The organism is Microbacterium hydrothermale, assembly GCF_004854025.1.
Classification (GTDB): Bacteria; Actinomycetota; Actinomycetes; order Actinomycetales; family Microbacteriaceae; genus Microbacterium; species Microbacterium hydrothermale.
The window spans coordinates 164713-187121 of record NZ_STGM01000005.1; the positions used below are offsets into that span (position 1 = coordinate 164713).

The following is a 22409-nucleotide window of genomic DNA, read 5'->3' on the forward strand; positions in this document are numbered from 1 at the left end:
ACCGCCGCGCCGGCGCGCGGGCGTCGGCGCGAGGTGTCGATGGCCGACGTCGCCGCGGCCGCCGGAGTGTCGGGGCAGACGGTGTCACGCGTCGCGAACGGCCGCACCAACGTCGACCCCGAGACGCGTCAGCGGGTGCTCGATGCCATGTCGACCCTCGGCTACCGCCCCAACAGTGCGGCTCGCGCGCTGCGCTCGGGGCGCTTCCGCAGCATCGGCGTGATCATGTTCTCGCTGAGCTCCTACGGCAACACGCGCACCCTCGACGCGCTGGCGTCGATGGCCGCGGCATCCGGATACTCCATCACCCTCATCACCGTGCAGTCCGCGTCGCAGTCCGACGTGTCGGGGGCCTTCCTGCGCCTGCGCGAGCACGCGGTCGACGGCATCGTCATCCTCATCGAGACCCACCGCCTGGGCGAGACCGAGCTGTCGATCCCGTCGGGCCTGCCGGTCGTGGTCGTCGACTCCAGTGCCGACTACCCCTACGCCGTGGTCGACAACGACCAGGCGCAGGGAGCGAGGCTCGCCACCGAGCACCTGCTCGACCTCGGACACGAGACCGTGTGGCACGTGTCGGGGCCGCCCGAGTCGTTCGCCGCGGAGCGCCGTCGCGACGCCTGGCGCTCCGCCCTCGAACAGCGCGGATGCCGCGTGCCCGTGGTGCAGATCGGCGATTGGACAGCCGAGTCGGGGCACCGCATCGGGCTCGCGCTGGCCACCATGGCGGAGGTGACGGCCGTGTTCGCGGCCAACGATCAGATGGCGCTCGGCGTCATCCGCGCCCTGCACGAGACGGGCCGCGCCGTCCCGGGGGACGTCAGCGTCGTCGGCTTCGACGACATGCCCGAATCGGCCAACTTCTGGCCCCCGCTCACCACGGTCCGCCAGCGCTTCGAGCGCGTGGGGGAGGAGGCGATGACCGCGCTCATCGCCGACATCGAGGGGCGCGGCGGCGAGCACGCGCGCACCCTCGTGCCGACCTCCCTGGTCGTGCGGGCGAGCTCCGGTCCGCGGCGCTGAGGCGGTCGCCGCTGCGGCGCGCTTCGGCTCGATCGGGCCCGTGATTTCGAGGCGCTCGCCGGTCCCGCGCGCCCGCGCTCGATCTGGCCCGTGAGACTGCATGCCGCTGACATCTCCCCGTGCAGCGTGCTGCCGGGATGTCGGCCGGATGCAGTCTCGGCGCGCGCTGGGTGCACGGCGCTGCGCGGCTCCTTGCTGGCCCCGGGTACGTGGCCCCGCGTGACTGCCGTGCACGGCCCCACGTGGCACGCGCACGCGGCCCGCGCGAGCCGTCCGCCGCGCGGCGGAACCGTTGCGCGCGCCCCGCGCCTCGGCTTAGGCTCGGTGTTGACGTCAACATGTTGACGTCAACATCCCCCCACAGGTCGCACCGACGCGGCCGGAAACGGAAACGACGATGACGTCTCGAGTCCTTTCTTCCACGTGCGCCGCGGCTCTCGTCGCCGGCGCCCTGACCGCCGGAGCGGCCGCCGCGCCACCCCCGGCGAGCGCCGCCGACGCGCCCTCGGCCGTGCGCATCACGCCCAATCCCGCCTCGGCCACCGAGGCCTTCGAGGGCTGGGGCACGAGCCTGGTGTGGTTCGCCAATGCCACCGGTAACTACCCCGCCGACGTGCGGCAGAAGCTCTTCGACGCCGTGTTCGGCGAGGAGGGGCTCAACCTCAACATCGCCCGCTACAACGTGGGCGGCGGCAACGCGACCGACGTGCCGCCCTACCTGCGCGCGGGCGGCGCGGTGCCCGGGTTCTGGAACCCCGACCTCCCGGCGACGGATGCCGAGGGCGAGATCACCTCGACCTACGCCGACCGCGACCGTTACCGCGACGCGTGGAACCCCGACGACCCGACGCACTACGACTTCGACGCCGACTCCGCCCAGCGGTGGTGGCTCGACGCGCTGAAAGACAAGGTGACCCACTGGGAGGCCTTCAGCAACTCCCCGCCTTACTTCCTCACCGACAGCGGCTTCGTCTCCGGCGGCGTCAACGACGCCACCAGCGAGCAGCTCCGCTCGGCCGACATGCAGAAGTTCGCCGGGTATCTGGTCACCGTCGTCGACGAGCTCGAGAAAGCCCATGGCATCCGGTTCGACACGATCGATCCCTTCAACGAGCCGAACACGAACTACTGGCAGACGCAGATCCCTGACGGCGCGACATGGCCGACCGGTGGTCGCCAGGAGGGCGCGCATATCGGCCCCGAGCGCCAGGACGAGATGATCCGGGCGCTCGCCGACCGACTCGGGCGCGACGACACGACGACGGATGCCGTGATCTCGGCGATGGACGAGACGAACCCGGGCATCTTCGCGAACAACTGGAACACGTGGTCCGACGGGTCGAAGGATGCCGTCGACCAGCTCAACGTGCACACGTACGGAACGGGCGGGCGACCCGTCGTGCGCGACATCGCCAAGGCGTCGGACAAGCCCCTGTGGATGAGCGAGGTCGAGGGCAACTGGACCGACACGAGCCGCGGATTCGTCTCGAACGACATCGAGAACGGCCTCGGCATGGCCTCGCACATCGTCGGCGACCTGCGCGAGCTCGAGCCCGAGGCGTGGGTGTTCTGGCAGCCGGTGGAAGACCTTTACAACATGGAGAAGGTCGAGAAGCTGAACTGGGGCAGCGTCTTCATCGACTTCGACTGCAATGCCGAGGGCCTCTCGGAGCGCCGCATCGCGGACGGCGAGGCGGACCCGAGCTGTCAGGTGCTGACGAACGAGAAGTTCAACACCGTGCGCAATTTCACGCACTACATCCATCCGGGTGACCGGCTGATGGCGACGGACGACACGAACTCGACGGCGGCGATCGACGCCGACGGACAGGGCGCGTCGATCGTCCACGTCAACGCCGACGACGCCGAGCAGACCGTCGAGCTCGACCTGAGCCGCTTCGGCGAGATCGCCCCCGGGGCCACGGTCACCCCGATCGTGACGACCCAGTCGACCGCCGAGGAGCCCACCGTCAACGCGCTGCGCGCCGGTGACGCGGTCGCCGTGGATGCGGCATCCGGAATCGCCCGGCTCACGATCCCCGCGAAATCGGTCGTCACGTTCGAGGTCGACGGCGTCTCGGGCGTCGCCGCGGATGCTCCGGCGTTCCGCGACGGCGAGACCGTGCAGCTCGTGGGCGTGCAGAGCGGTCTCGCCCTGAACGGCGACACCGACCTCACGATCGAGACGGATGCCGCCACCCCCGAAGCCGCTCGCGCCCAGGGCTGGACGGTGCGCACGATCGACGGTGCCGGGACCAACCGCCACCGGTTCACGCTCCAGAACGGCGACGGGATGTTCCTCGGTTCACGGGACGGCGCCACGGCGTTGATCGACACCGATGCCGCCACGGCCGCGGCGGATCCGACGACCCAGTGGATGGGTTCGACCCTCGACGGCACCACGTACTCGGTGCTCAACGTCGCCGCGGAGCGGGTTCTCGATGTGAACGGCGCGAGCGGCGATGCCGGGGCGGCCGTGGGGCTGTGGACCTCGAACGGTGCGGGCAACCAGACCTGGCGCCTCGTGAGCACGACCGCCGTGGGAAGCGACCCGGTCTCGGTCGCGACCCCCGTGGGGACGGCTCCCGATCTGCCCGAGACCGTGACGGTGCGCTACGCCGACGGTGTGGGCCGCGCGGCGCCCGTCACGTGGAACACCGCGGGGCTCGACGTCGGCGCCGCGGGGACCGTCACGGTGCCCGGAACGGCGGCCGACGTCTTCGGAACCTCCGTCGAGGCGCGCGCCGAGGTCGAGGTGGGTGCGTTCACCGCGACCCGCCCCCGTTCGGTCACCGTCGTCGCCGGGTCGGCGCTCGCCGCCGTGCAGGCGCACGCGGATGACACGGTGCTCGCCGAGCTGCGTCCTTCGGGGTCCGGCTACGCGGTACCGGTTTCGTGGGACTGGAAGGGCGTGGATGACGCCGCGTTCGCCGCGCCCGGCACCGTCGAGGTCGCGGGCACCACGCAGGACGGCCTCGACGCGCGACTCACGGTCATCGTGACCGCCGCGGTCGAGCGCAACGTCGCTCCCGAGAGCACGCCCTCGGCGACCTACACGGAGAGCGGTTACGGCGTGGAACGCACGATCAACGGCGACACCGCCGACAAGGGCTGGTCGAACTGGCGATCGGATGCCAAGAACACCTCCGACACGCTCAGCTACGCGCTCGCCGCGGAGGAGACCGTGCGCGGCGTCGCCGTGCAGTTCTTCCGCGACGGCGGGCCGAGCTGGGCCGACAGCCTCCGGGTCGACCACCGCCTCGATGGCGGAGAGTGGGTCGAGGGCGAGCCGGTCGCGGTCCCCGTGCCCGAGCAGGGCGCCCCGCGGGTCGAGGTGCCGGTCGACGGCGCCCGGGTCGACGAGGTGCGGGTCGTGCTGACCGCTCGCGAGAACCAGCACATGATCGTGTCGGAGGTCGAGATCCTCGCGGACGCCCCGGCGCCCGCGGGAGTCGTCGATCTCGCGCGACTGACCGTCGGTGACGACGCGGTCGCGGTATTCGACCCGACCACGACCGAGTACGCCGTCACGGTGGAGGGCGACACGCTGCCGCAGTTGTTCGCCCTCGCGGTCGACGAGGACGCCGTCGTCGCGATCACGCAGCCTCAGGATGCCGACGGCACGGGCACCGTCCAGGTCACGGCCCCCGACGGGGCGACGCGCACCTACACGGTCGCGGTGACGCTGGCGGCACCCGGCGAACCGTCCGAGCCCGGTCAGCCGGCGGAGCCCGGTCAGCCGGGAGCGCCCGAAGAGCCCGGCACGCCCGGCCCGCCGTCCGGAGGAGGCTCCGACCCCGGCCAGCCCCACGGGCGCGACGACCTGGCATCCACGGGTCAGGACACCACGGGCGCGGCCGTCACGGCCGGCGTCGCGCTGCTGCTCCTCGCCCTCGGCGCGGGAACGCTCCTGCTGAGGCGCCGTCGATCACGGGTGTGAGAACGGGTGCGGTCCGCTGCGGCGGGCCGCACCCTCTCCGCGGGGCGGAGGTTCAGCTCGCCGCGCGGCCGGCACCCGCCTTGGCGGGTCGAGCGCTCAGCGCGGGGCGGGCTCGGGGCGGTGCACTCCGCGCGGTCGGTACCCCAGCGCGTCGGAGCACTCCAACAGATCCGCGAGGTACCAGACGATCGCGAGCCACATCTCCGTGCCCTGCAGGCCGGGATCGTCGCCGTCGAGGCGGAAGGCCATGCCCGCTCCCGCGCGCCAACCGCTCAGGGCGTGACGCAGCAGCTCGGCGGCGAGAGCACGGATCTCGTCGGTGCGGTAGCCGCTCGACCGCGTGAGCCAGAGGGGCTGCACGATGTCGAGCACGGTGCAGGCGTCGCGTCGCTCGGGCCGCATCCATCGATCGTCGCGCGCGTGACGCAGCACGGTGTCGATCACGGCGAGCGGGTGCGCGACGTCGAGGCCGAACTGCGCGACGGTGCCGCGCGCGGCGCGGTAGAAGCCATTGACCAGGAGGCGTGAATCCCCACCGGGGCCGGGCTCGCCCCACATCCCCGTGCGCGGGTCGGCGCGCAGCGCGAGCCAGCCGAACAGCGCCTCGGCGAGCCCCGGGGGGATGGCATCCGTCCGCCGCCCGCTCCACAGGAGCGCGGTCCCGAACGCATCGACGTGATGCCCCGCCCTCCAGGGGTCGGTGGCCCAGGGAAGGGCCTCGAGATGCGCGACGAGACCGGGGACGTCGGCATCGACGACGTCGATGAGGGCATGGGGGAAGCGCGCACCGAGCAGGTCGAGGGCGTAGCCGGCGCTGAGGACGCCGTACGCGGCGTCGGGGTCGTCCCACAGCGACGCCGCGTCGGTCGTCAGCCCCGTGGCGGGACGCTGCGCTGACGACAGCTCGGCGATCCACTCGGCGCGACGTGCACCCGGGGGAGGTGCGTCGTGGAGCAGGTCGAAGAGTTCGACCGCGTCACCCAGTCCGCGCAACGACGGCGCCGCGCCCGGGCGGTCGCGGAAGCCGCCCTCGACCGCGGTGAGGGAGAGGACGGATGCCAGATCGTCGCGGGCGCGGTCGGCGAACCGCGCGAGCTCGTCGCGGCGCGGATCACGAGAAGTCGGGGGAGCGACGCGCCACCGGAGACGGCGCGCGGGGTTGCCGCCGACGATCGCGCCGCTCGGCACGTCTTTCGTCACCACGGCCCCCGCCGCGAGCACCGCGTGATCGCCGACCGAGACACCGTCGAGGACGACGACGTGCGAGCCGATCCAGACGTCGTCGCCGATGCGCACGCCTCGCGAGGTCAGGGGCTGGCGGAAGACCGGGCTGCCCGGTTCGAATGAGTGGTTGAAGCCGATGATCGAGGTGTGCGCGCCGACGCGGACCGCGTCGCCGAGCTGCACGTCGCCGCGAACGACGGTGTACGGGTTGATCGAGCAGTCGGCGCCGATGCGGATCGTGCCCGTGACGTAGGTGCCAAGGGCGAGGTACGAGCGGTCGCCGATCGCGAGCTGTTCGGGGTCGACCCCCGCGTGCTCCGAGACGAACACGCGATCACCGAAATTCCACTCCGGGTGCTCCCGGCGGAGCGCGTCGAGGTGGGTGCGCTGCCGGTCCCGGTCTTCGGAGGATGCCTCGTCCCAGAACGTCCACGGCGAGAAGTCGTGAGACGAGGGAGATGTCATGACCGCGGCGCCGCCGTCGAGGCGCGGACGTTGAGCCGGGGACTCAGCTGCACCCGGTGCACCGGACGGCCCGGGTCCTCGATGCGTCGCACGAGCAGTTCAACGGCCGCCTCGCCCACGCTCGCGCGCGGCGGGCTGACCGCGGTGAGGGCGGGCGTGAAGAGCTGGGCCACCTCGTCGTCGTAGGCGATGATCGACAGGTCGTCGGGCACCGAGATCCCGCGGGTGAGGGCGAGATCGACGAAGGCCATCGCCTCGGGATCGGAGTGCACGAGCAGAGCCGTCACACCGGTGGCCAGAGCGGAGTCGAGGGTCGCGTTGACCACGTCGGAGAAGTCCGGACTCGTGCGGTCGGGCAGCGTCTGTTCGAAGTGATCGGCGGGCGTGAGAGCGAGTTCCTCGCACGCGGTCTGCCATCCGGCGGCGATCTTGCGCGAGGTGGGGGAGTGCCGCGAGAGGATCAGGCCGACCTTGCGGTGCCCCAGCGTGGCGAGGTGCCGCGCCGCCAAGAGGGCTCCGAGGGCGTGGTCGGTCGTCACGGACTCCATCGGGATGCCGCCCGCCCCGGGCACCGCGTCGCGCTCGACCAGGACGCTGGGTACGGGGCAGTCGGCCAGCCAGCTCATGACGTCGCTCGCGTGGGCGGTGTCGGTGTTGGGCGCCACGATCAGGCCGCGCACGTCTCCGCCGGCCACGAGGCGTTCGAGGACGGGCCGCTCGTCCTGCAGCTCGTACGAGGCTCCGCGCAGCAGCATCTTGTAGCCGAGGCGCTGAGCGGCGGTCTCCATCCCCCGGACGACCCCGGGCCAGTAGTAGGCGAGCGAGGGCACGAGGACCGCGAGCGACCCGGTCCTCGTCTCGTCGACGGCGGGTTCGGGGCGCGCCGGGATGTTCTCGCCGGGCACCGCGCCGCCGTGCACGCGTCGCAGCACTCCCTCCTTCTCGAGCTGGGCGAGGTCACGACGCAGGGTCACGGTGGCCACCCCCAGGTCCTCGGTCAGCTGGGAGATGCGCACGGCGCCGTCGCTGTGCAGCGCGCTCAGGATGTGGGCGCGGCGTTCCGCGGCCAGCGGCTGATGCGGAGTGGTGTCGGTCATGGGAGGTCCTCGATCGGTGTGTCCAGTTCTACCGTGAGCAGGAGCTGCGTGCGGGATGCCAGGGGGAGGGCGAGGCGCGTGAGTCGCTCGCCCCACACCTCGGTGAGCATCGGATCGTCGAGGTGCCGCACCTGCGCGGTCGCCTCGAGGTCGTCGGCCCAGCGCAGTCGGACCGGCCGCGCGCCGCCGAGGGGCGTCACCCGCGCTCCTCCCCGCTCGAGCTGCACCTCGCCGGCCAGCAGCAGGTGCAGGGCCGTGTCGGCCCGGGTGGGGGCGGCGTCGGCGAAGCGCCATTCGTCGCGGATCTCGATGCGCCGCGTGACGCGGTCCAGGGCGGCCGTGCGCCGCCACGACGCCAGGCCCGCCGCGGGATAGGCCCCCGCGAGGTCGGCCGAGAACGTCGCCCGCTCGTCGTCGATCCCTGTCACGGCGTCGCGGGCGGCGGCATCCCCGCCCGCGGGTTGCGTCGTCCCCCGGACGACCGGGACGTTGTGCCAGGAGCTCTGCATGGTCCAGATGTCGTAGCGATCGGGACCGAACGTGGCCGCGGTGTAGGTGGGACGACCGGCGTCGACGATCACCGGTACGCCGTCGACGGCGACGAGGAACGACCCCACGTCGTTGTGATTGTGGTGCTCGGCGTTGTTCCCGCCCTTCGCGACGAGCGCGAGTCCCGCGGGCGACCCCGCGTCGTGGCGGGCGAGCAGAACTTGGGTCGAGGGCAGCCAGACCGTGCGCGGGAGGGGCGGCGACGCGGGGGACGCCCCCACCCACGCGGGGTCGGTGAGTCCGCGCAGCAGACGACCGAGGCCCTCTCGCTCCGTCGCCGCGGGCGACCCCGGGTGCCGGTGGCTCGCGGCCATCGCCTCCGCTTCGACATCGCCGTACCGCCGGGCGGCGCGGTGGAGGGCGTGCCAGGGCTGGTCGGCGGGAGGCCGCGCCTGCCCGTCCGCGTGGTTGACGAACCAGTCGCCGCCGAGGTGCGAGCGGTGGGGGAAGGCCACGGTCTCGCGGAGGGAGCCGACGGACGTGGCATCCACCGCCCCGTCCGTGGCGTGCGCGAGCACGTCGAGCGCCTCCAGGGCGCGGCACGCCCCGTTCCACCAGTAGGCGTACCCCTCGTCGATGGCGCCGTCCGCGGGAAGGGCGGCGACGTAGCGGTCCAGGCCCTCGACGGCGAGAGCGACGACCCGCTCGCGCTCCGCGGTCTCGGTGTCGGCGTCGAGAAGGCGCAGGGCCGCGACGATGACATTGCCGTGGATCCACGGGTTCCAGTTGTGCACGTCGCCGTCGAGGCCGATCCAGTGCCAGTCGCGTCGTCGTCGGAACGGCTCGAACACGCGCACGCGGGCTTCGTGTCGGATCCGTCGGCGGATGCCGGGTGCGCGGGCCTCGAGGACGGATCCGAGCAGGTGGTCGATCCAGGCCAGCTGCGCCACGACCTCTCCGGCTCCGAGGTCGACGAACGGATCGGTCACGGTCGCGAGCACCGCGCCGTGCACCCGCCGAGTGTCGTCGTGCGCGGGCCAGCACCACGAGCTCTGCTCGCACAGCAGCACCACGCCGTCGACGACCTCGTCGACCCAGCCCTCGTCGAGCGTCGCCGCCGCGGCCACGGTGGCGCGGCTGAGGCGCCGCTGCCGCTCGAACGCGGCGTCCTCCCACGCGGTGCGGTCGCCGTCGCGGTGCACGCGCGCGGCGTCGCTCGCGCGGGGCTGCGGCCACGGGGTGGAGCGCTCGTCGGTGGCGCGCGCGATGACCTCCTCGATCGCCGCGCGATCGGCCGAGCCCGACGAGGTGTCCCAGACGTCGCGGTCGGAGGCCACGGGGACGGGGAGCGACCGGTCGGGCGCGGTCAACGTCGCCCCCTCGGCGATCGCGGCGAGGGGGCCGCGGAACGCGGCGGCGGGGAACGACATCGGTCTCCTCGGTCGGGGGTGAGCGGCTAAAGCGATCATAAACGATCATTAAGATTCAGAAAAGATGTTGCTGTGTTGTTTTCTGATTGATACGCTCGCCAACGTTCACCACTCGGACCCGGTGGACGAACGGCCTTCGAAGGAGAACCCGTGGCGACCTCGGTCTTCCCCCGCCTCGCCGGCGGACAGCGCAGCGACTGGCTCGCGGTCGCCGACACGATGCTCGCGGGGGCGCAGCGGCACGCCACCGAGGGACGCGGTCGCATCGTCATCCCGGGGCCCGCGGGCGGATACGGGACGGACGTCGACGGTCTCGAGGGCTTCGCCCGCGTGTTCCTGCTGGCCGCGTTCCGCATCGCCGGGGCGCGCGGGCAGGGGGTCGACGACCTCATCGCCTTCTTCGCCCAGGGCGTGCGCACCGGGGTCGACCCCGACGCGACCGATCGCTGGGTGCGGATGGACGAGCACGCGCAGGCCAAGGTCGAGGCCGCCTCGATCGCCCTCGCGCTGGACCTCACCCGCGAGTGGATCTGGGACCGCTTCGACGAGCGGACGCGTGCGCGCGTGATCGCCTACCTCGCCCCGGCCGTGGGCGATGAGACCTACCCGCCGACGAACTGGGTGTGGTTCCGCATCGTCGTCCAGACGTTCCTGCGCTCGGTCGGCGGACCCTGGTCCGCGTCCGACATCGCCGCGGACCTCGCTCGACACGACTCGTTCGTGCGCGCCGACGGCTGGCTGTCCGACGGTGACGAACGGGCCTTCGACCACTACGTCGGCTGGGCCCTGCACGTGTACCCCGTGCTCTGGCCCCGGATGACCGGGGCGGGCGAGCTCGCCGGCGATCGCGCGGCGTACGACGTCGCGCGGCTCGACCGGTTCCTGCTCGACGCGGTGCACCTGGTCGGCGGCGACGGCTCCCCGCTGCTGCAGGGGCGCAGCCTCATCTACCGCTTCGCCGCGGCGGCGCCGTTCTGGGCCGGGATCATCGCCGGCGTCCCCTCGACCGGTACCGGGCGGCTGCGGCGCACGGCGGGTGCGATCGTCGACCACTTCTTGACGCACGGTGCCCTCGACGACGACGACCTGCTCACACTCGGCTGGCACCACGAGTGGCCCGCGCTCGCGCAGTCGTACTCGGGTCCCGGCTCCCCCTACTGGGCCGTCAAAGGGCTCATGGGCATCATGCTGCCCGCCGATCACGACGCCTGGGCCGCGCCCGACGAGCCCCTCGCGGTCACCGAAGCCGACGACCTGCGCGCCGTTCGCGCCGCCGGGTGGATCGTGTCGGCGACTTGCTCCGACGGGATCGTGCGCGTCGTCAACCACGGCACCGACAAGGCGCTGCCCGGAGCCCGCACGGCCGACTCCCCGCTCTACGCGCGCGTCGGCTACTCCACCGCGACCGCCCCGCTGCTCGACGACCTCGCGTGGAGCGACGCGCTCGAGCAGAGCGTCGCCCTCGTCGACGTCGCGGGGCGGGCGACCCACCGCACCGCCCTCGAGCCCCTCGGCGCGACCGTGCACGACGGAGTCGGCGTCGCCGCCTCGGCATCCGACGTGCACCTCGTGGACCCCGCCCCCACCACGCACCGACACGGTGCCGGTCTCGCTGGCACGGTGCACCCCCTCGGTCGGATGACGGTGCGCTCGCTGGTGCGCGGCGCCTGGGAGGTGCGCATCGCCGAGATCGACCACGTGGCCGCGGGCGTCGACCTCGACGCCGTGCGGGTGCGGATGGGCGGCTGGGCCCTCGCCTCCGACGAGCCGACGCACGCCACCTCCACCGGCGCGGCCGAGGCCCGTGCCGACGGTCGGGTGTCCGGCATCCGGGCTCTCACCCCCGACGCCACGTCGCGCGTGACGATCCGCCGCGGGGCGAGCCCCCTCGGAGAGCGGGCGGCCGTCCCGGTCCTGACATGGGACGCGGCGGTCGGCACGCCCTTCGCCGCCCTCATCGCGCTCTCGGGCGACCCCGTCGCGGACCGGGCCGAGCCCCGCCTCGAGATCGAGGGCGCCGGCCTCGACGCGGTCGCCGCGATCACGTGGCCCGACGGTCGGCGCACGCGCACCCCTCTCACAGACTCCGGAGCCCCGCGCGGGGCGCACCGGCACTCCCGGGCCCGAAGCGGTGCCCGTCACGCAATCCCAAAGGAGCAGCACGCATGAAGCGCAAGATCGTCGTCGCGACCGGGGTGGGCATCGTCGCCGCCCTGTCGCTGACCGCCTGCAGCGGCGGATCGTCGGAGGCCCCGGCGCAGAGCGGCCCCGTGACCCTGTCGATGTCGGGCTGGAGCCTCAGCACGACGCCGGAGTTCCAGGCCCTCGCCGACAAGTTCCACGAGGAGAACCCCGACATCACGATCGAGGTCAAGGAGTACGACTCCTCGAACTACGACACGCTGATGACGGCGGATCTCGCGGCTGGCTCCGGACCCGACATCATCACGCAGAAGAACCTCAAGACCTTCATCACCTATCAGGCCGGCGGCCAGCTCGCCGACGTGTCCGACGTCGAGCTGCCCGGCGACATCGGCGGCGCTCAGGCGTTCGAGGTCGACGGCGCGACGTGGGCCGTGCCCTACCGCCAGGACTCGTGGGTGCTCTTCTACAACAAGGACCTCTTCACCCAGGCGGGCGTCGCCGAACCCGACGGCTCGTGGACGTGGGACGACTACGAGAAAGCCGCCGAGCAGCTGACCTCGAAGCTCGGCGCCGCCGGGTCCGCGGCGCTCGGCACCTACCAGCACAGCTGGCAGTCGACCGTCCAGGGCTTCGCGAACGCGCAGTCGCCCGACGCCGACATCCTCGCGGGCGACTACGGCTACCTCAAGCCCTTCTACGAGCGCTCCCTCGCCCTGCAGTCCGCCGGAGCGCAGGTGGAGTACAACACCGTCACCGCCAACAAGCTCACCTACCAGGCCGAATTCGGCAAGCAGCAGGCGGCGATGATGCCGATGGGCACCTGGTACGTCGCGACCCTCATCGCCCAGCAGGCCAAGGGCGAGGCCGACGCGTTCTCGTGGGGCTTCGCGCCCATCCCGCAGTACGACTCCTCGACCACGGGCGAGTCGAAGACCCCGGTGACCTTCGGCGACCCCACCGGCTTCGCGATCAACAAGGCGGCGGATGCCACCAAGCTCGCCGCCGCGAAGAAGTTCCTCGCCTTCGCCGCCGGCGAGGAGGGCGCGCAGGTGCTCGCGGGCCTGGGCATCACTCCCGCGCTCACGAGCTCCACCGTCGCCGACACGTACTTCGCGGTGGCCGGTGCGCCCACCGACGACCTGTCGAAGTTCGCGTGGTCGACGCACGAGACGAAGCCGGAGAACCCCACCTCGGCCAAGACCGCGGCCGTGCAGAACATCCTGCTCGACCTGCACACCGCCGTGATGTCGGGATCCACCTCGATCGACGACGCCATCGCGACGGCCGAGAACCGCGTCAAGAGCGAGGTCGGCGTCGGCTGACCCCGCAGGTCGGTGACCGGCCCGGGCCCCGCTCGGGCCGGTCGCCCCTCACGATCTGGAGACACCATGGCGACCATCGCCGACACGCGCCCGCGGGCGTCGAAGACCGGGCGGGACCGCGGGCCCCGCCCCGTGCGCCGCCGCTCGCGTCTGACGCTGCGCAGCACCCTCATCGGGTGGAGCTTCATCCTCCCCAACTTCCTGGGCTTCGCCGCCCTGACGCTCGTCCCCGTCGTCACGCTCTTCTACATGTCGATGACGAACTGGAACGTCTTCGGGTCGTCGGCGTTCGTCGGCCTGGCCAACTTCCAGCGGCTCATCGGCGACGGCAGTTTCCGCATCGCGCTGCTGAACACCCTGTACTACGCGGCACTGCACATCCCGTTGACGATGATCGTCGCTCTGGGGCTCGCCCTGCTGCTGAACAACAAGCTGCGCGGGGTGGCGTTCTTCCGCACGGCCGCGTTCTTCCCCTACATCACCTCGATCGTCGCGATCGCCGTCGTCTGGAACCTCCTGTTCAGCCCGGAGTACGGGCCGATCAACGAGATCCTGCGCTTCTTCGGTCTGCAGAACCCGCCCGGGTGGCTCACCTCGTCGGAGTGGGCCATGCCCGCCGTCGTGATCATCAGCACCTGGCGCGACATGGGCTACTACATGATCCTCTTCCTCGCCGGTCTCCAGACGGTGCCCCGTGAGTTGCACGAGGCCGCGCGCGTCGACGGTGCCAACGTCTGGCAGCGCTTCGTCAACGTCACCCTGCCGTGCCTGCGCCCGACCACCTTCTTCGTGACCGTGATGCTCACGATCAACTCGTTCAAGATCTTCGATCTCATCCTCGTCATGACGCAGGGCGGACCGGGGCAGTCGACGCTCGTGCTGTCGCAGTTCATCTACCAGAAGGGCTTCCAGGAGAACCAGTTCGGCTACGCCTCGGCGGCCTCCATCGTGTTGTTCCTCCTGTGCATCGTGGTGACGCTCGTGCAGTTCTTCCTCAACAAGAAGCGGGACGCCTGATGACCGACCTCCTCGTCCCCGACGCCACCCGCACGCTCGTCACCGCGGGCGCCAAGCCGCCCCGCCGCCGCCCGGTCGCGGGCTCCCACCCCGCCCGCCGCGTGGGGCGGATCGTCGGCTACGCCGTCATGATCGTCGCCGCCGCCGCACTGCTGCTGCCGTTCTTCTGGATGATCATGAGCTCGCTCAAGACGCCCAACGACGTCTTCAGCGCCCCGGTGAAGTGGTTCCCCGAGACCTGGGTGTGGAGCAACTACGTCGACATCTGGACGCAGTCCGGCATGCTCACGTGGATCCGCAACACCCTGCTGCTGGCCGTGGTGGTGACCTTCCTCCAAGTGCTCACCGGCTCGTTCGCCGCCTACGGGTTCTCCCGCATGCGCTTCCCCGGCCGCGACGTGCTGTTCCTCGTGTACATCGGGACCATCGCCGTCCCGTGGCAGTCGTACATGATCCCGCAGTTCATCCTGCTGTCGAACCTCAAGGTGTCGAACAGCCTCTGGGCGATCATCCTCATCCAGGCGTTCGGGGCGTTCGGGGTGTTCCTGATGAAGCAGTACTACGACACCATCCCCGAGGACCTGTCCGAGGCCGCGCGCCTCGACGGTCTGAGCGAGTACGGGATCTGGGCTCGCATCATGCTGCCGCTGTCGGTCCCGGCGATCGCGAGTCTGACGCTGCTGACGTTCGTGAACACCTGGAACGACTACCTCGGGCCCCTCATCTACCTGCGCAACCCCGACCTCTGGACGATCCAGCTGGGTCTGCAGAGTTTCGTCAGCACCCTCTACGACGCCAACTACGCGCTGCTGTTCGCGGGTCTGACGATGTCGGTGGTGCCCATCGCGATCGTCTTCCTCTTCGGCCAGAAGTACTTCGTCGAGGGCATCGCCACCAGCGGGATGAAGGGCTGATCGTGCGTCGCATCTCCCATGACACCTACGCGAACGTCTTCTCGACGGTCTACCTGGGGCTGATCGTCAACGTGCTCCTGCTCGTCGCCGGTGCACCGTTGGTGCTGCTCCTGCTCGCCACCGACCCCGCGCAGACCTGGCCGTTGCTGCTGATCGCGCTCCCGGTGAGCGCTCCCGCGCTGGCCGGCGCCCTCACCGCTTTCCGGGCGCACCAGGTCGGCGAGGCGCGCGTCGTCCGCGCCTTCTTCGCCGGGTGGCGACGGACGCTGCGCAAGGCGCTCGCAATCGGCGCTCTCGTGGCCGGGGTCCTCGCGATCGTCCTGGTCGACGTGCGCGCCGTGTCGGCGGCATCCTGGTCGGTCGTCGTCGTCCCGCTGTGCGGCACCGTCGCGCTGCTCGTGATGGCCACCGCCCCGGTCGCCCTGACCGCGCTCGCCGAAGCGCCGGGAACGCCGCTTCGGGTCCTCCTCTCGACGGCGGCGGTGCTCGCCGTGCGTCGCTGGTACCTCAGCGTCGTGAGCCTGCTCGTGCTCGCGGCTCAAGCCGTGCTGTTCACCACCTCGCCCGCGCTAGCCCTCGGCCTGACCGCGGCGCCCGCCCTGTACCTGGTGTGGGCGAACGCCCGCTTCTGCCTCCGCCCCGTGCTTCCGGCCGACTCCACCGTCGCCGCCGTCTGATCCGAAGGACTTCCCCCGCATGACCACCTCCCCTCCCTCCGCCGCGGCCGCCGTCCGCGCCGACACCGACCGCGCGATCGCGCAGGTGCTCGATACGGTGCGCGCGAACATCCGCGCCTTCGGCCTCCGCTACCCCGACGACACCACGCGCGACGACCGGTACCCGCTGCGGCCCGCCGCCCCCGGCTTCGACGAGGGGGAGAACCGCGGCTGGACGACGAGCTTCTGGCCCGGGATGCAGTGGATCGGGTGGGAGCTCACCGGCGACGACGTCTTCCGCGACGCCGCCCTGGCGCACGCCGCCGACTTCGGACGCCGGGTGCGCGAGGAGCGCGACCTCGACACCCACGACCTCGGCTTCCTTTACACGCTGTCGTGCGTCGCCCCGGCCCGCCTGCTCGGCGACGAGGACGCCCGATCCAGCGCTCTCGCGGCGGCCGAGCACCTGATGACCCGGTTCCTGCCGTCGGCGGGCGTCATCCAGGCCTGGGGCGACCTCGCCGACCCCGCGCAGCGCGGGCGCACGATCATCGACAGCCTCATGAACATGCCGCTGCTGACCTGGGCGGCCGAGCAGACGGGCGACTCCCGGTACAGCGACGTCGTGGCACGGCACACGCGAGAGCTGCGCCGGCGCATCCTGCGCCCCGACGGTTCGACGTTCCACACGTTCTACTGGGACGCCGAGACCGGGGAGCCCCTGCGCGGCGCCACCGAGCAGGGCGCGTTCGACGACTCGTGCTGGGCGCGCGGGCAGGCGTGGGGGATCTACGGCTTCGCGATGAATCACCGTGCGACCGGCGACGCGTCGTTGCTCGAGGCGTCGCGCACCTGCGCCGAGTACTTCCTCGCGCACCTGCCGGCCGACGACGTGCCCTACTGGGACCTCGTCTACAACGACGGCGCCGACGCCCCGCGCGACAGCTCTTCGGGCGCGATCGCCGTGTGCGGGCTGTTCGAGCTGGCCGCCGTCGACCCCGAGGGGGCGCCGCGTTGGCGCGCCGCGGCGGAGCGGATCCTGGCATCCCTCATCGCCGGATACACCCCCGCCCGCGCCGAGGACGCCGACACGGTGCTGCTGCACAGCGTCTACGACCTCCCGAAGGACGTCGGCGTCGACGAGGGGACGCTCTGGGGCGACTACTTCTTCTTCGAAGCCCTCGTCCGCGCAGCCCGCCCCGACTGGCGGCCCGTATGGTGAGGCTCGCGCGCGCCGGCGACCGCTCGATCGCGGTCGTCGCCGGACCCTCGGGCGATCACGTGCTCGACCTCGGCCCGCGTCCGCTGCCCGAGCTGTTCCGCGACCTCGACGGCATCCGCTCCCTCGTGGAACGGACGGATGCCGCGACCCTCCCGCCCCTGGACCCCTCGACGCTGCAGGCGCCGGTGACTCCGCGCTCGCTGCTGTGCCTCGGCTACAACTACCGCGGGCACGTGCCCGACGGCGTCGACCCCACCGCCGACGACCCGGACAGCCCCGACGTGTTCGTGAAGACGGCGAACACCCTCGGCGGGCCGAACGATCCCGTGGTGATCCCCGCCGTCGCCGACGACGTCGACTACGAGGGCGAGATCGCCGTCGTCATCGGGCGCCGCGCGCACGCGGTCTCGGAGCAGGAGGCCCTGTCGTACGTGGCGGGCTTCACGCTGCTCAACGACGTCTCCGATCGCGCCTGGCAGCGCAGACAGAGCCAGTGGGCGCTGGGCAAATGCTTCGACGGCTTCGCTCCGCTGGGACCGTGGCTGGTCACCGCCGACGAGATCGACCCGCAGGACCTTCTCGTCGAGGTCGTCCGTGACGGCGAGGTCACGGTCTCGCAATCCACGGCGACGACGATCTTCTCGGTCGCCTTCGTCGTCCACCACCTCAGTCAGGTGCTGACCCTCGAACCGGGCGATGTCATCTCGACCGGCACGCCGCAGAAGCTCCCCGCCGCGCAGTCGGCGCACCGCCCCCTCGCCCCCGGCGACGCGGTCACCGTGCGGGTGACGGGTATCGGCGAACTCACGACCACCTTCATCGCACCCCCGGGAGAGCCCGAATGATCCTCGACACCTTCCGCCTCGACGGCCGCGTCGCCGTCGTCACCGGCTCCAGCCGCGGTCTCGGACGGGGCGCGGCCCTGGCGCTCGCCGAGGCCGGAGCCGATCTCGTGCTGATCGACCGCGGCGACGCGGAGCACACGGCCGAGCTCGCGCGGAACCTCGGCCGGCGCGTGCACACGATCCACCGCGACTTCGTCTCGGCCTCGCGCGACGAGCTGGCCTCCGCGATCGACGAGGCCGTCGAGACGCTCGGGCGCATCGACATCCTCGTCAACAACGCCGGAACGATCCGCCGGGCCCCGGCCGCCGATCACCCCGCCCAGGACTGGGACGACGTGCTCGCGGTCAACCTCGACGCGGTGTTCCACCTGTCCCAGGCCGCCGGCCGGCACATGATCGCGCAGGGCTGGGGGCGCATCGTCAACGTCGCCTCGATGCTGTCGTTCCAGGGCGGCATCCTCGTGCCGGGCTACGCCGCGAGCAAGCACGCCGTCGCGGGCCTCACGAAGGCCCTCGCGAACGAGTGGGCGGCCTCGGGCGTCACCGTCAACGCGATCGCGCCGGGCTACATGGCCACCGACAACACCGCCCCGATCCGCGCCGACGCCGATCGCGAGGCCTCGATCCTCGCGCGCATCCCGGCCGGGCGGTGGGGCACCCCCGCCGACCTGCAGGGGGCGTTCGTGTTCCTCGCGTCCGAGGCCGCCGCGTACGTCACGGGCGCCGTCATCCCGGTCGACGGCGGCTGGCTCGTGCGCTGACCCGCCGCGCCCGTCCGTCCTCCGCAGCCGGCATCGTCCCGCCGACCGTCCCCACCGATCCGCCCCGGCCAGCCGGGCCCGAAACCAGGAGAACCGCATGACCGCCTCCATCCCCCAGCGTTACGCCACCCACCCCGAGCAGATCCCGGGCATGACCACCGCACAGGTGCGCGAGCGCTTCCTCATCGACGACGTCTTCGTGGCGGGGGAGGTGCGCCTGACGTACACCCACCATGACCGCATCGTCCTCGGCGGTGCGGTGCCGGCCGGCTCGGAGCTCGCGCTGACGGGCTATCCCGAGATCCGCAGCGACTATTTCCTCGAGCACCGCGAGGTGGGCATCGTCAACGTCGGGGGACCGGGCACGGTCACCGCCGACGGCGTGGTCTACGAACTCGCGACCGGAGCGTGCCTGTACCTCGGTCGCGGCATCCGCGACGTGGTCTTCGCCGACGCGCGGGATGCCGGCGCGCAGTTCTACCTCTTCTCGGCGCCCGCGCACACGACCTACCCGGCGGCTCTCGTCTCGCCGGGCGAGGGAACCGTGCGCGAGCTCGGCGACCCGCTCACGAGCAACCGCCGCACGCTCAACCAGTACATCCACGAGAACGGCGTGCAGAGCTGCCAGATCGTGATGGGGGTGACGCAGCTGCACCCCGGGTCGATGTGGAACACCATGCCCGCCCACACCCACGACCGTCGCACCGAGTGCTACCTCTACTTCGACGTGCCCGACGACGCTCGCGTCGTGCACCTCATGGGCGAACGCGACGAGACCCGGCACCTCATCGTCGGCGACCGCCAGGCGGTCATCTCGCCGAGCTGGTCGCTGCACTCCGGCGTCGGCACGGCCGCGTATTCGTTCGTCTGGGCCATGGCGGGCGAGAATCAGTCCTTCGACGACATGGACGCCGCCCCCATCACCGACCTGCGCTGATGGCCGCTCCCGCCCCTGTTCTCCTCGCCGTCGGCGAGACCATGGCGATGCTCGCGCCTTCCGACGGCGAGGGGGTGACGGATGCCGCCGTCTTCCTCCTCGACGCGGGCGGCGCCGAGTCGAACGTCGCCGCGCACGCCGCGGCCCTCGGCGTGACGGCTCGGTGGGCCAGCAGACTGGGCACCGACGCCCTCGGCGACCGCGTCCTGCGACAGGTCTCGGCCCGCGGGGTGGACACCGCGGGCGTGGTGCGCGACGAACGGCATCCGACGGGACTGTATGTGAAAGACCCGGGTCGCGGGGTCCGGTACTACCGCGCGGGTTCCGCGGCGGCGCACCTCGGGGTACGGGATGCCGCGGCGCTCCGCCTCGACGATGTCGACGTGCTGCACGTCTCGGGCATCACCGCCGCGCTGTCGCCTTCGGCGCGCGAATTCCTCGACGCGGCGATGACCCGCGCCCGCGCCCTCGGCGTCACCGTGAGCTTCGACGTGAACCACCGCGCGGCGCTGTGGCCGGCGGCGGACGCCGGTCCGGTGCTCGCGGCCCTCGCCGCGCGCGCCGACATCGTGTTCGTCGGCCGTGACGAGGCCGAGACGCTCTGGCAGACCCCGCGCGACGACGATGTGCGGCGACTTCTGCCGACGGTCCCCGAGCTCGTCGTGAAGGACAGCGGCGTCGGAGCCACCGTCTTCGCGGACGCGGGACGCGTCTTCGTGCCCGCGTTGCGCGTCGAGGTGCTCGACGCCGTGGGCGCCGGCGACGCGTTCGCCGGCGGCTACCTCGCCGCGCGTGCCCGGGGCCTCGACGCGGCCGACCGCCTCGCCGCCGGGCACGCGCGGGCCGCCCTGACCCTGCGCACCTACGGCGACTCGATCCACGACCCCACTCCGCCCCCGTGCCTCGACAGGACCCTCGCATGACCCCACCCTCCGACGACACCGCTTTCTTCGACGAGACGTTCGCGGGGGCGCCGCTCATGGCGATCCTGCGCGGAATGGGACGCGAGCGCTCGCTCGCCCTCGCGACCACGGCGTGGGACCTCGGCATCTCCTCCGTCGAGGTGCCGCTGCAGACGCCCGACGACGAAGAAGCGCTGAGGGCCGTCGCCGCGGCGGCGACCGAGCGCGGGCTGTCGGTGTGCGCGGGCACGATCGTCGACCCCGCGCAGGTTCCCGTGGCACTGGCCGCGGGGGCCCGCTACCTCGTCTCACCGGGACTCGACCCGGCGGTGGTCGCGGCCGCTCGAGAGCACGGCATCCCGATCCTCCCGGGCGTCGCCACGCCCAGCGAGGTGCAGCGCGCGGTCGCCCTCGGGCTGCGCTGGCTCAAGGCCTTCCCGGCGACGTGGCTCGGGCCCGCGTGGTTCCGGGTGATCCGCGGACCGTTCCCCGACGTGCGGTTCGTCGCGACCGGCGGCCTTGACGCCGGCAATGCGGCGGAATTCCTGGATGCCGGGGTGCGTGTGGCCGCGGTCGGCTCGGCCCTCGAAGACGCATCGCAACTGCCGCGACTCGCGCGGCTGTTGCGATGAGCCATTCTGCACGTCCGTGCAAGCCCGTCTTCTGCGGCGGGAGGGAGAGGAAGATCGATACGTCCGAATCGACCCCCACCGAGGAGACCCATGCACGTCAACGCCTACGCGGCGTCGTCCGCGACCTCACCCCTTGAGCCCACGACCATCGAGCGCCGCGAGGTCGGCCCGAAGGACGTCCTGATCGACATCGCCTACGCCGGCATCTGCCACTCCGACATCCACACCATCCGCGGCGAGTGGGGCGACGTCCCCTACCCCCTGACCGTCGGCCACGAGATCGTCGGCACGGTCGCCGAGGTCGGCTCCGAGGTGACCAGCCACAAGGTCGGCGACCGCGTCGGCGTCGGCTGCATGGTCAACTCGTGCCGCGAGTGCGAGAACTGCCTCGCGGGCGAGGAGCAGTACTGCGAGAAGGGCAACATCGGCACGTACGGCGCGAAGGACGTCGACGGCACGATCACCCAGGGCGGCTACAGCGAGAAGATCGTCGTCGACGAGCACTTCGTGCTGCGCGTTCCCGAGTCGATCCCCTACGAGAAGGCCGCTCCGCTGCTGTGCGCGGGCATCACGACCTACTCGCCGCTGAACCACTGGAACGCCGGCCCCGGCAAGAAGGTCGCCGTCGTCGGCCTCGGCGGGCTCGGCCACATGGCCGTCAAGATCGCCCACGCCATGGGCGCCGAGGTCACCGTGCTCTCGCAGACGCTGAGCAAGAAGGACGACGGCCTGAAGATGGGCGCCGACCACTACTACGCGACGAAGGACGACGAGACCTTCGAGAAGCTCAAGAAGCACTTCGATCTCATCATCAACACCGTCAGCGCCCCGCTCGACCTCAAGCAGTACCTGGGCCTGCTGGCGCTGAACGGCACGATGGTCAACGTCGGCGCCCCGCCGGAGCCGCTGCCGATCCAGGTCTTCACGCTGTTCACCAACCGTCGTTCCTTCGCGGGTTCGTCGATCGGCGGCATCCGTGAGACCCAGGAGATGCTCGACTTCTGCGCCGAGAAGGGCATCGCGCCCGAGACCGAGCTGATCTCGGCCGATCAGATCAACGAGGCCTACGAGCGCGTGCTGAAGAGCGACGTGCGCTACCGCTTCGTCATCGACGCGAAGACCTTCGCCCCCGCCTGATCCGGTTTCCGTCCCCGGATGCCACGGCCCCGACGTTCTCCGGAGCGCCGGGGCCGCGGCGTTCCCTCCGCCACCGCGGGGCCGCGGCGTTCCCTCCGCCACCCCGGTGTCGCGGCGTTCCCCCCGCCACCCCGGTGTCGATAAACGCCCTCCCTGCTGAGACACGCGGCGTCACCGCGTGTCTCGCACGGATCGGCGTTTATCGGCGCGGGCGGGCGGAGCGGTCGAGCGGGACCTCGCGGCGGTCCCGC

At 71.8% G+C, this 22409-nt stretch carries 17 protein-coding genes; 14 read left to right on the forward strand and 3 right to left on the reverse strand.

Annotated features, from left to right (window positions below):
- Nucleotides 1-39 precede the first annotated feature (39 nt).
- The gene (locus FB047_RS11585) at nt 40-1023 is read left to right on the forward strand and encodes a LacI family DNA-binding transcriptional regulator (RefSeq protein ID WP_136587450.1); all 984 of its coding nucleotides are present in this window, start codon (nt 40-42) and stop codon (nt 1021-1023) included.
- A 397-nt stretch (nt 1024-1420) separates the two neighbouring features.
- Entirely contained in the window at nt 1421-4963 is a 3543-nt protein-coding gene (locus tag FB047_RS11590) for a glycoside hydrolase (protein ID WP_136587354.1), read from the forward strand.
- A gap of 96 nt (nt 4964-5059) precedes the next feature.
- Here the strand turns inward: FB047_RS11590 and FB047_RS17375 are convergent, their stop codons facing one another.
- The 3 genes from FB047_RS17375 to FB047_RS11605 are packed head-to-tail and all read right to left on the reverse strand — an operon-like array spanning nt 5060 to nt 9668.
- The gene (locus FB047_RS17375; protein ID WP_136587355.1) at nt 5060-6652 is read right to left on the reverse strand and encodes a DapH/DapD/GlmU-related protein; all 1593 of its coding nucleotides are present in this window, start codon (nt 6650-6652) and stop codon (nt 5060-5062) included.
- Nucleotides 6649-7749 (reverse strand): substrate-binding domain-containing protein, encoded by a 1101-nt coding sequence (locus FB047_RS11600; RefSeq protein WP_136587356.1) that lies wholly within the window; start codon nt 7747-7749, stop codon nt 6649-6651. Before FB047_RS11600 ends, FB047_RS17375 begins: the two co-directional genes overlap by 4 nt.
- Nucleotides 7746-9668 carry a heparinase II/III domain-containing protein gene (locus FB047_RS11605; protein ID WP_136587357.1) on the reverse strand — a complete coding sequence of 641 codons (1923 nt, stop codon included), beginning with the start codon at nt 9666-9668 and terminating at the stop codon, nt 7746-7748. Before FB047_RS11605 ends, FB047_RS11600 begins: the two co-directional genes overlap by 4 nt.
- Nucleotides 9669-9818: 150 nt before the next feature.
- On the opposite strand from FB047_RS11605, the gene FB047_RS11610 reads away from it, so the two are divergent.
- From FB047_RS11610 to FB047_RS11665, 12 genes are all read left to right on the forward strand, one after another.
- Entirely contained in the window at nt 9819-11837 is a 2019-nt protein-coding gene (locus FB047_RS11610) for a DUF2264 domain-containing protein (protein WP_136587358.1), read from the forward strand.
- The gene (locus FB047_RS11615; protein WP_136587359.1) at nt 11834-13135 is read left to right on the forward strand and encodes an ABC transporter substrate-binding protein; all 1302 of its coding nucleotides are present in this window, start codon (nt 11834-11836) and stop codon (nt 13133-13135) included. Before FB047_RS11610 ends, FB047_RS11615 begins: the two co-directional genes overlap by 4 nt.
- A 66-nt stretch (nt 13136-13201) precedes the next feature.
- Nucleotides 13202-14152 carry a carbohydrate ABC transporter permease gene (locus tag FB047_RS11620; RefSeq protein ID WP_136587360.1) on the forward strand — a complete coding sequence of 317 codons (951 nt, stop codon included), beginning with the start codon at nt 13202-13204 and terminating at the stop codon, nt 14150-14152.
- Complete coding sequence (locus FB047_RS11625; RefSeq protein ID WP_136587361.1) at nt 14152-15066, forward strand: carbohydrate ABC transporter permease; 915 nt, start codon at nt 14152-14154, stop codon at nt 15064-15066. Before FB047_RS11620 ends, FB047_RS11625 begins: the two co-directional genes overlap by 1 nt.
- 2 nt (nt 15067-15068) lie before the next feature.
- Nucleotides 15069-15743: a DUF624 domain-containing protein gene (locus FB047_RS11630; protein WP_136587362.1), complete on the forward strand. Its 675-nt coding sequence runs from the start codon at nt 15069-15071 to the stop codon at nt 15741-15743.
- 19 nt (nt 15744-15762) lie between these two features.
- Nucleotides 15763-16944: a glycoside hydrolase family 88 protein gene (locus tag FB047_RS11635; protein WP_136587363.1), complete on the forward strand. Its 1182-nt coding sequence runs from the start codon at nt 15763-15765 to the stop codon at nt 16942-16944.
- A complete protein-coding gene (locus tag FB047_RS11640) occupies nt 16938-17789 on the forward strand; it encodes a fumarylacetoacetate hydrolase family protein (protein WP_136587364.1) in 852 nt (283 codons plus the stop codon). The genes FB047_RS11635 and FB047_RS11640 overlap by 7 nt, the downstream gene beginning before the upstream one ends.
- A complete protein-coding gene (gene kduD / locus FB047_RS11645; RefSeq protein WP_136587365.1) occupies nt 17786-18550 on the forward strand; it encodes a 2-dehydro-3-deoxy-D-gluconate 5-dehydrogenase KduD in 765 nt (254 codons plus the stop codon). Before FB047_RS11640 ends, kduD begins: the two co-directional genes overlap by 4 nt.
- Nucleotides 18551-18647: 97 nt before the next feature.
- Nucleotides 18648-19487: a 5-dehydro-4-deoxy-D-glucuronate isomerase gene (gene kduI / locus FB047_RS11650; protein WP_136587366.1), complete on the forward strand. Its 840-nt coding sequence runs from the start codon at nt 18648-18650 to the stop codon at nt 19485-19487.
- Nucleotides 19487-20410, forward strand: coding sequence for a sugar kinase (locus tag FB047_RS11655; protein ID WP_136587367.1), 924 nt, complete (start codon nt 19487-19489; stop codon nt 20408-20410). The genes kduI and FB047_RS11655 overlap by 1 nt, the downstream gene beginning before the upstream one ends.
- Nucleotides 20407-21021, forward strand: a complete 615-nt coding sequence (locus FB047_RS11660; RefSeq protein WP_136587368.1) for a bifunctional 4-hydroxy-2-oxoglutarate aldolase/2-dehydro-3-deoxy-phosphogluconate aldolase — start codon at nt 20407-20409, stop codon at nt 21019-21021. The genes FB047_RS11655 and FB047_RS11660 overlap by 4 nt, the downstream gene beginning before the upstream one ends.
- Nucleotides 21022-21111: 90 nt before the next feature.
- Nucleotides 21112-22158: an NAD(P)-dependent alcohol dehydrogenase gene (locus FB047_RS11665; RefSeq protein WP_136587369.1), complete on the forward strand. Its 1047-nt coding sequence runs from the start codon at nt 21112-21114 to the stop codon at nt 22156-22158.
- Nucleotides 22159-22409 lie beyond the last annotated feature (251 nt).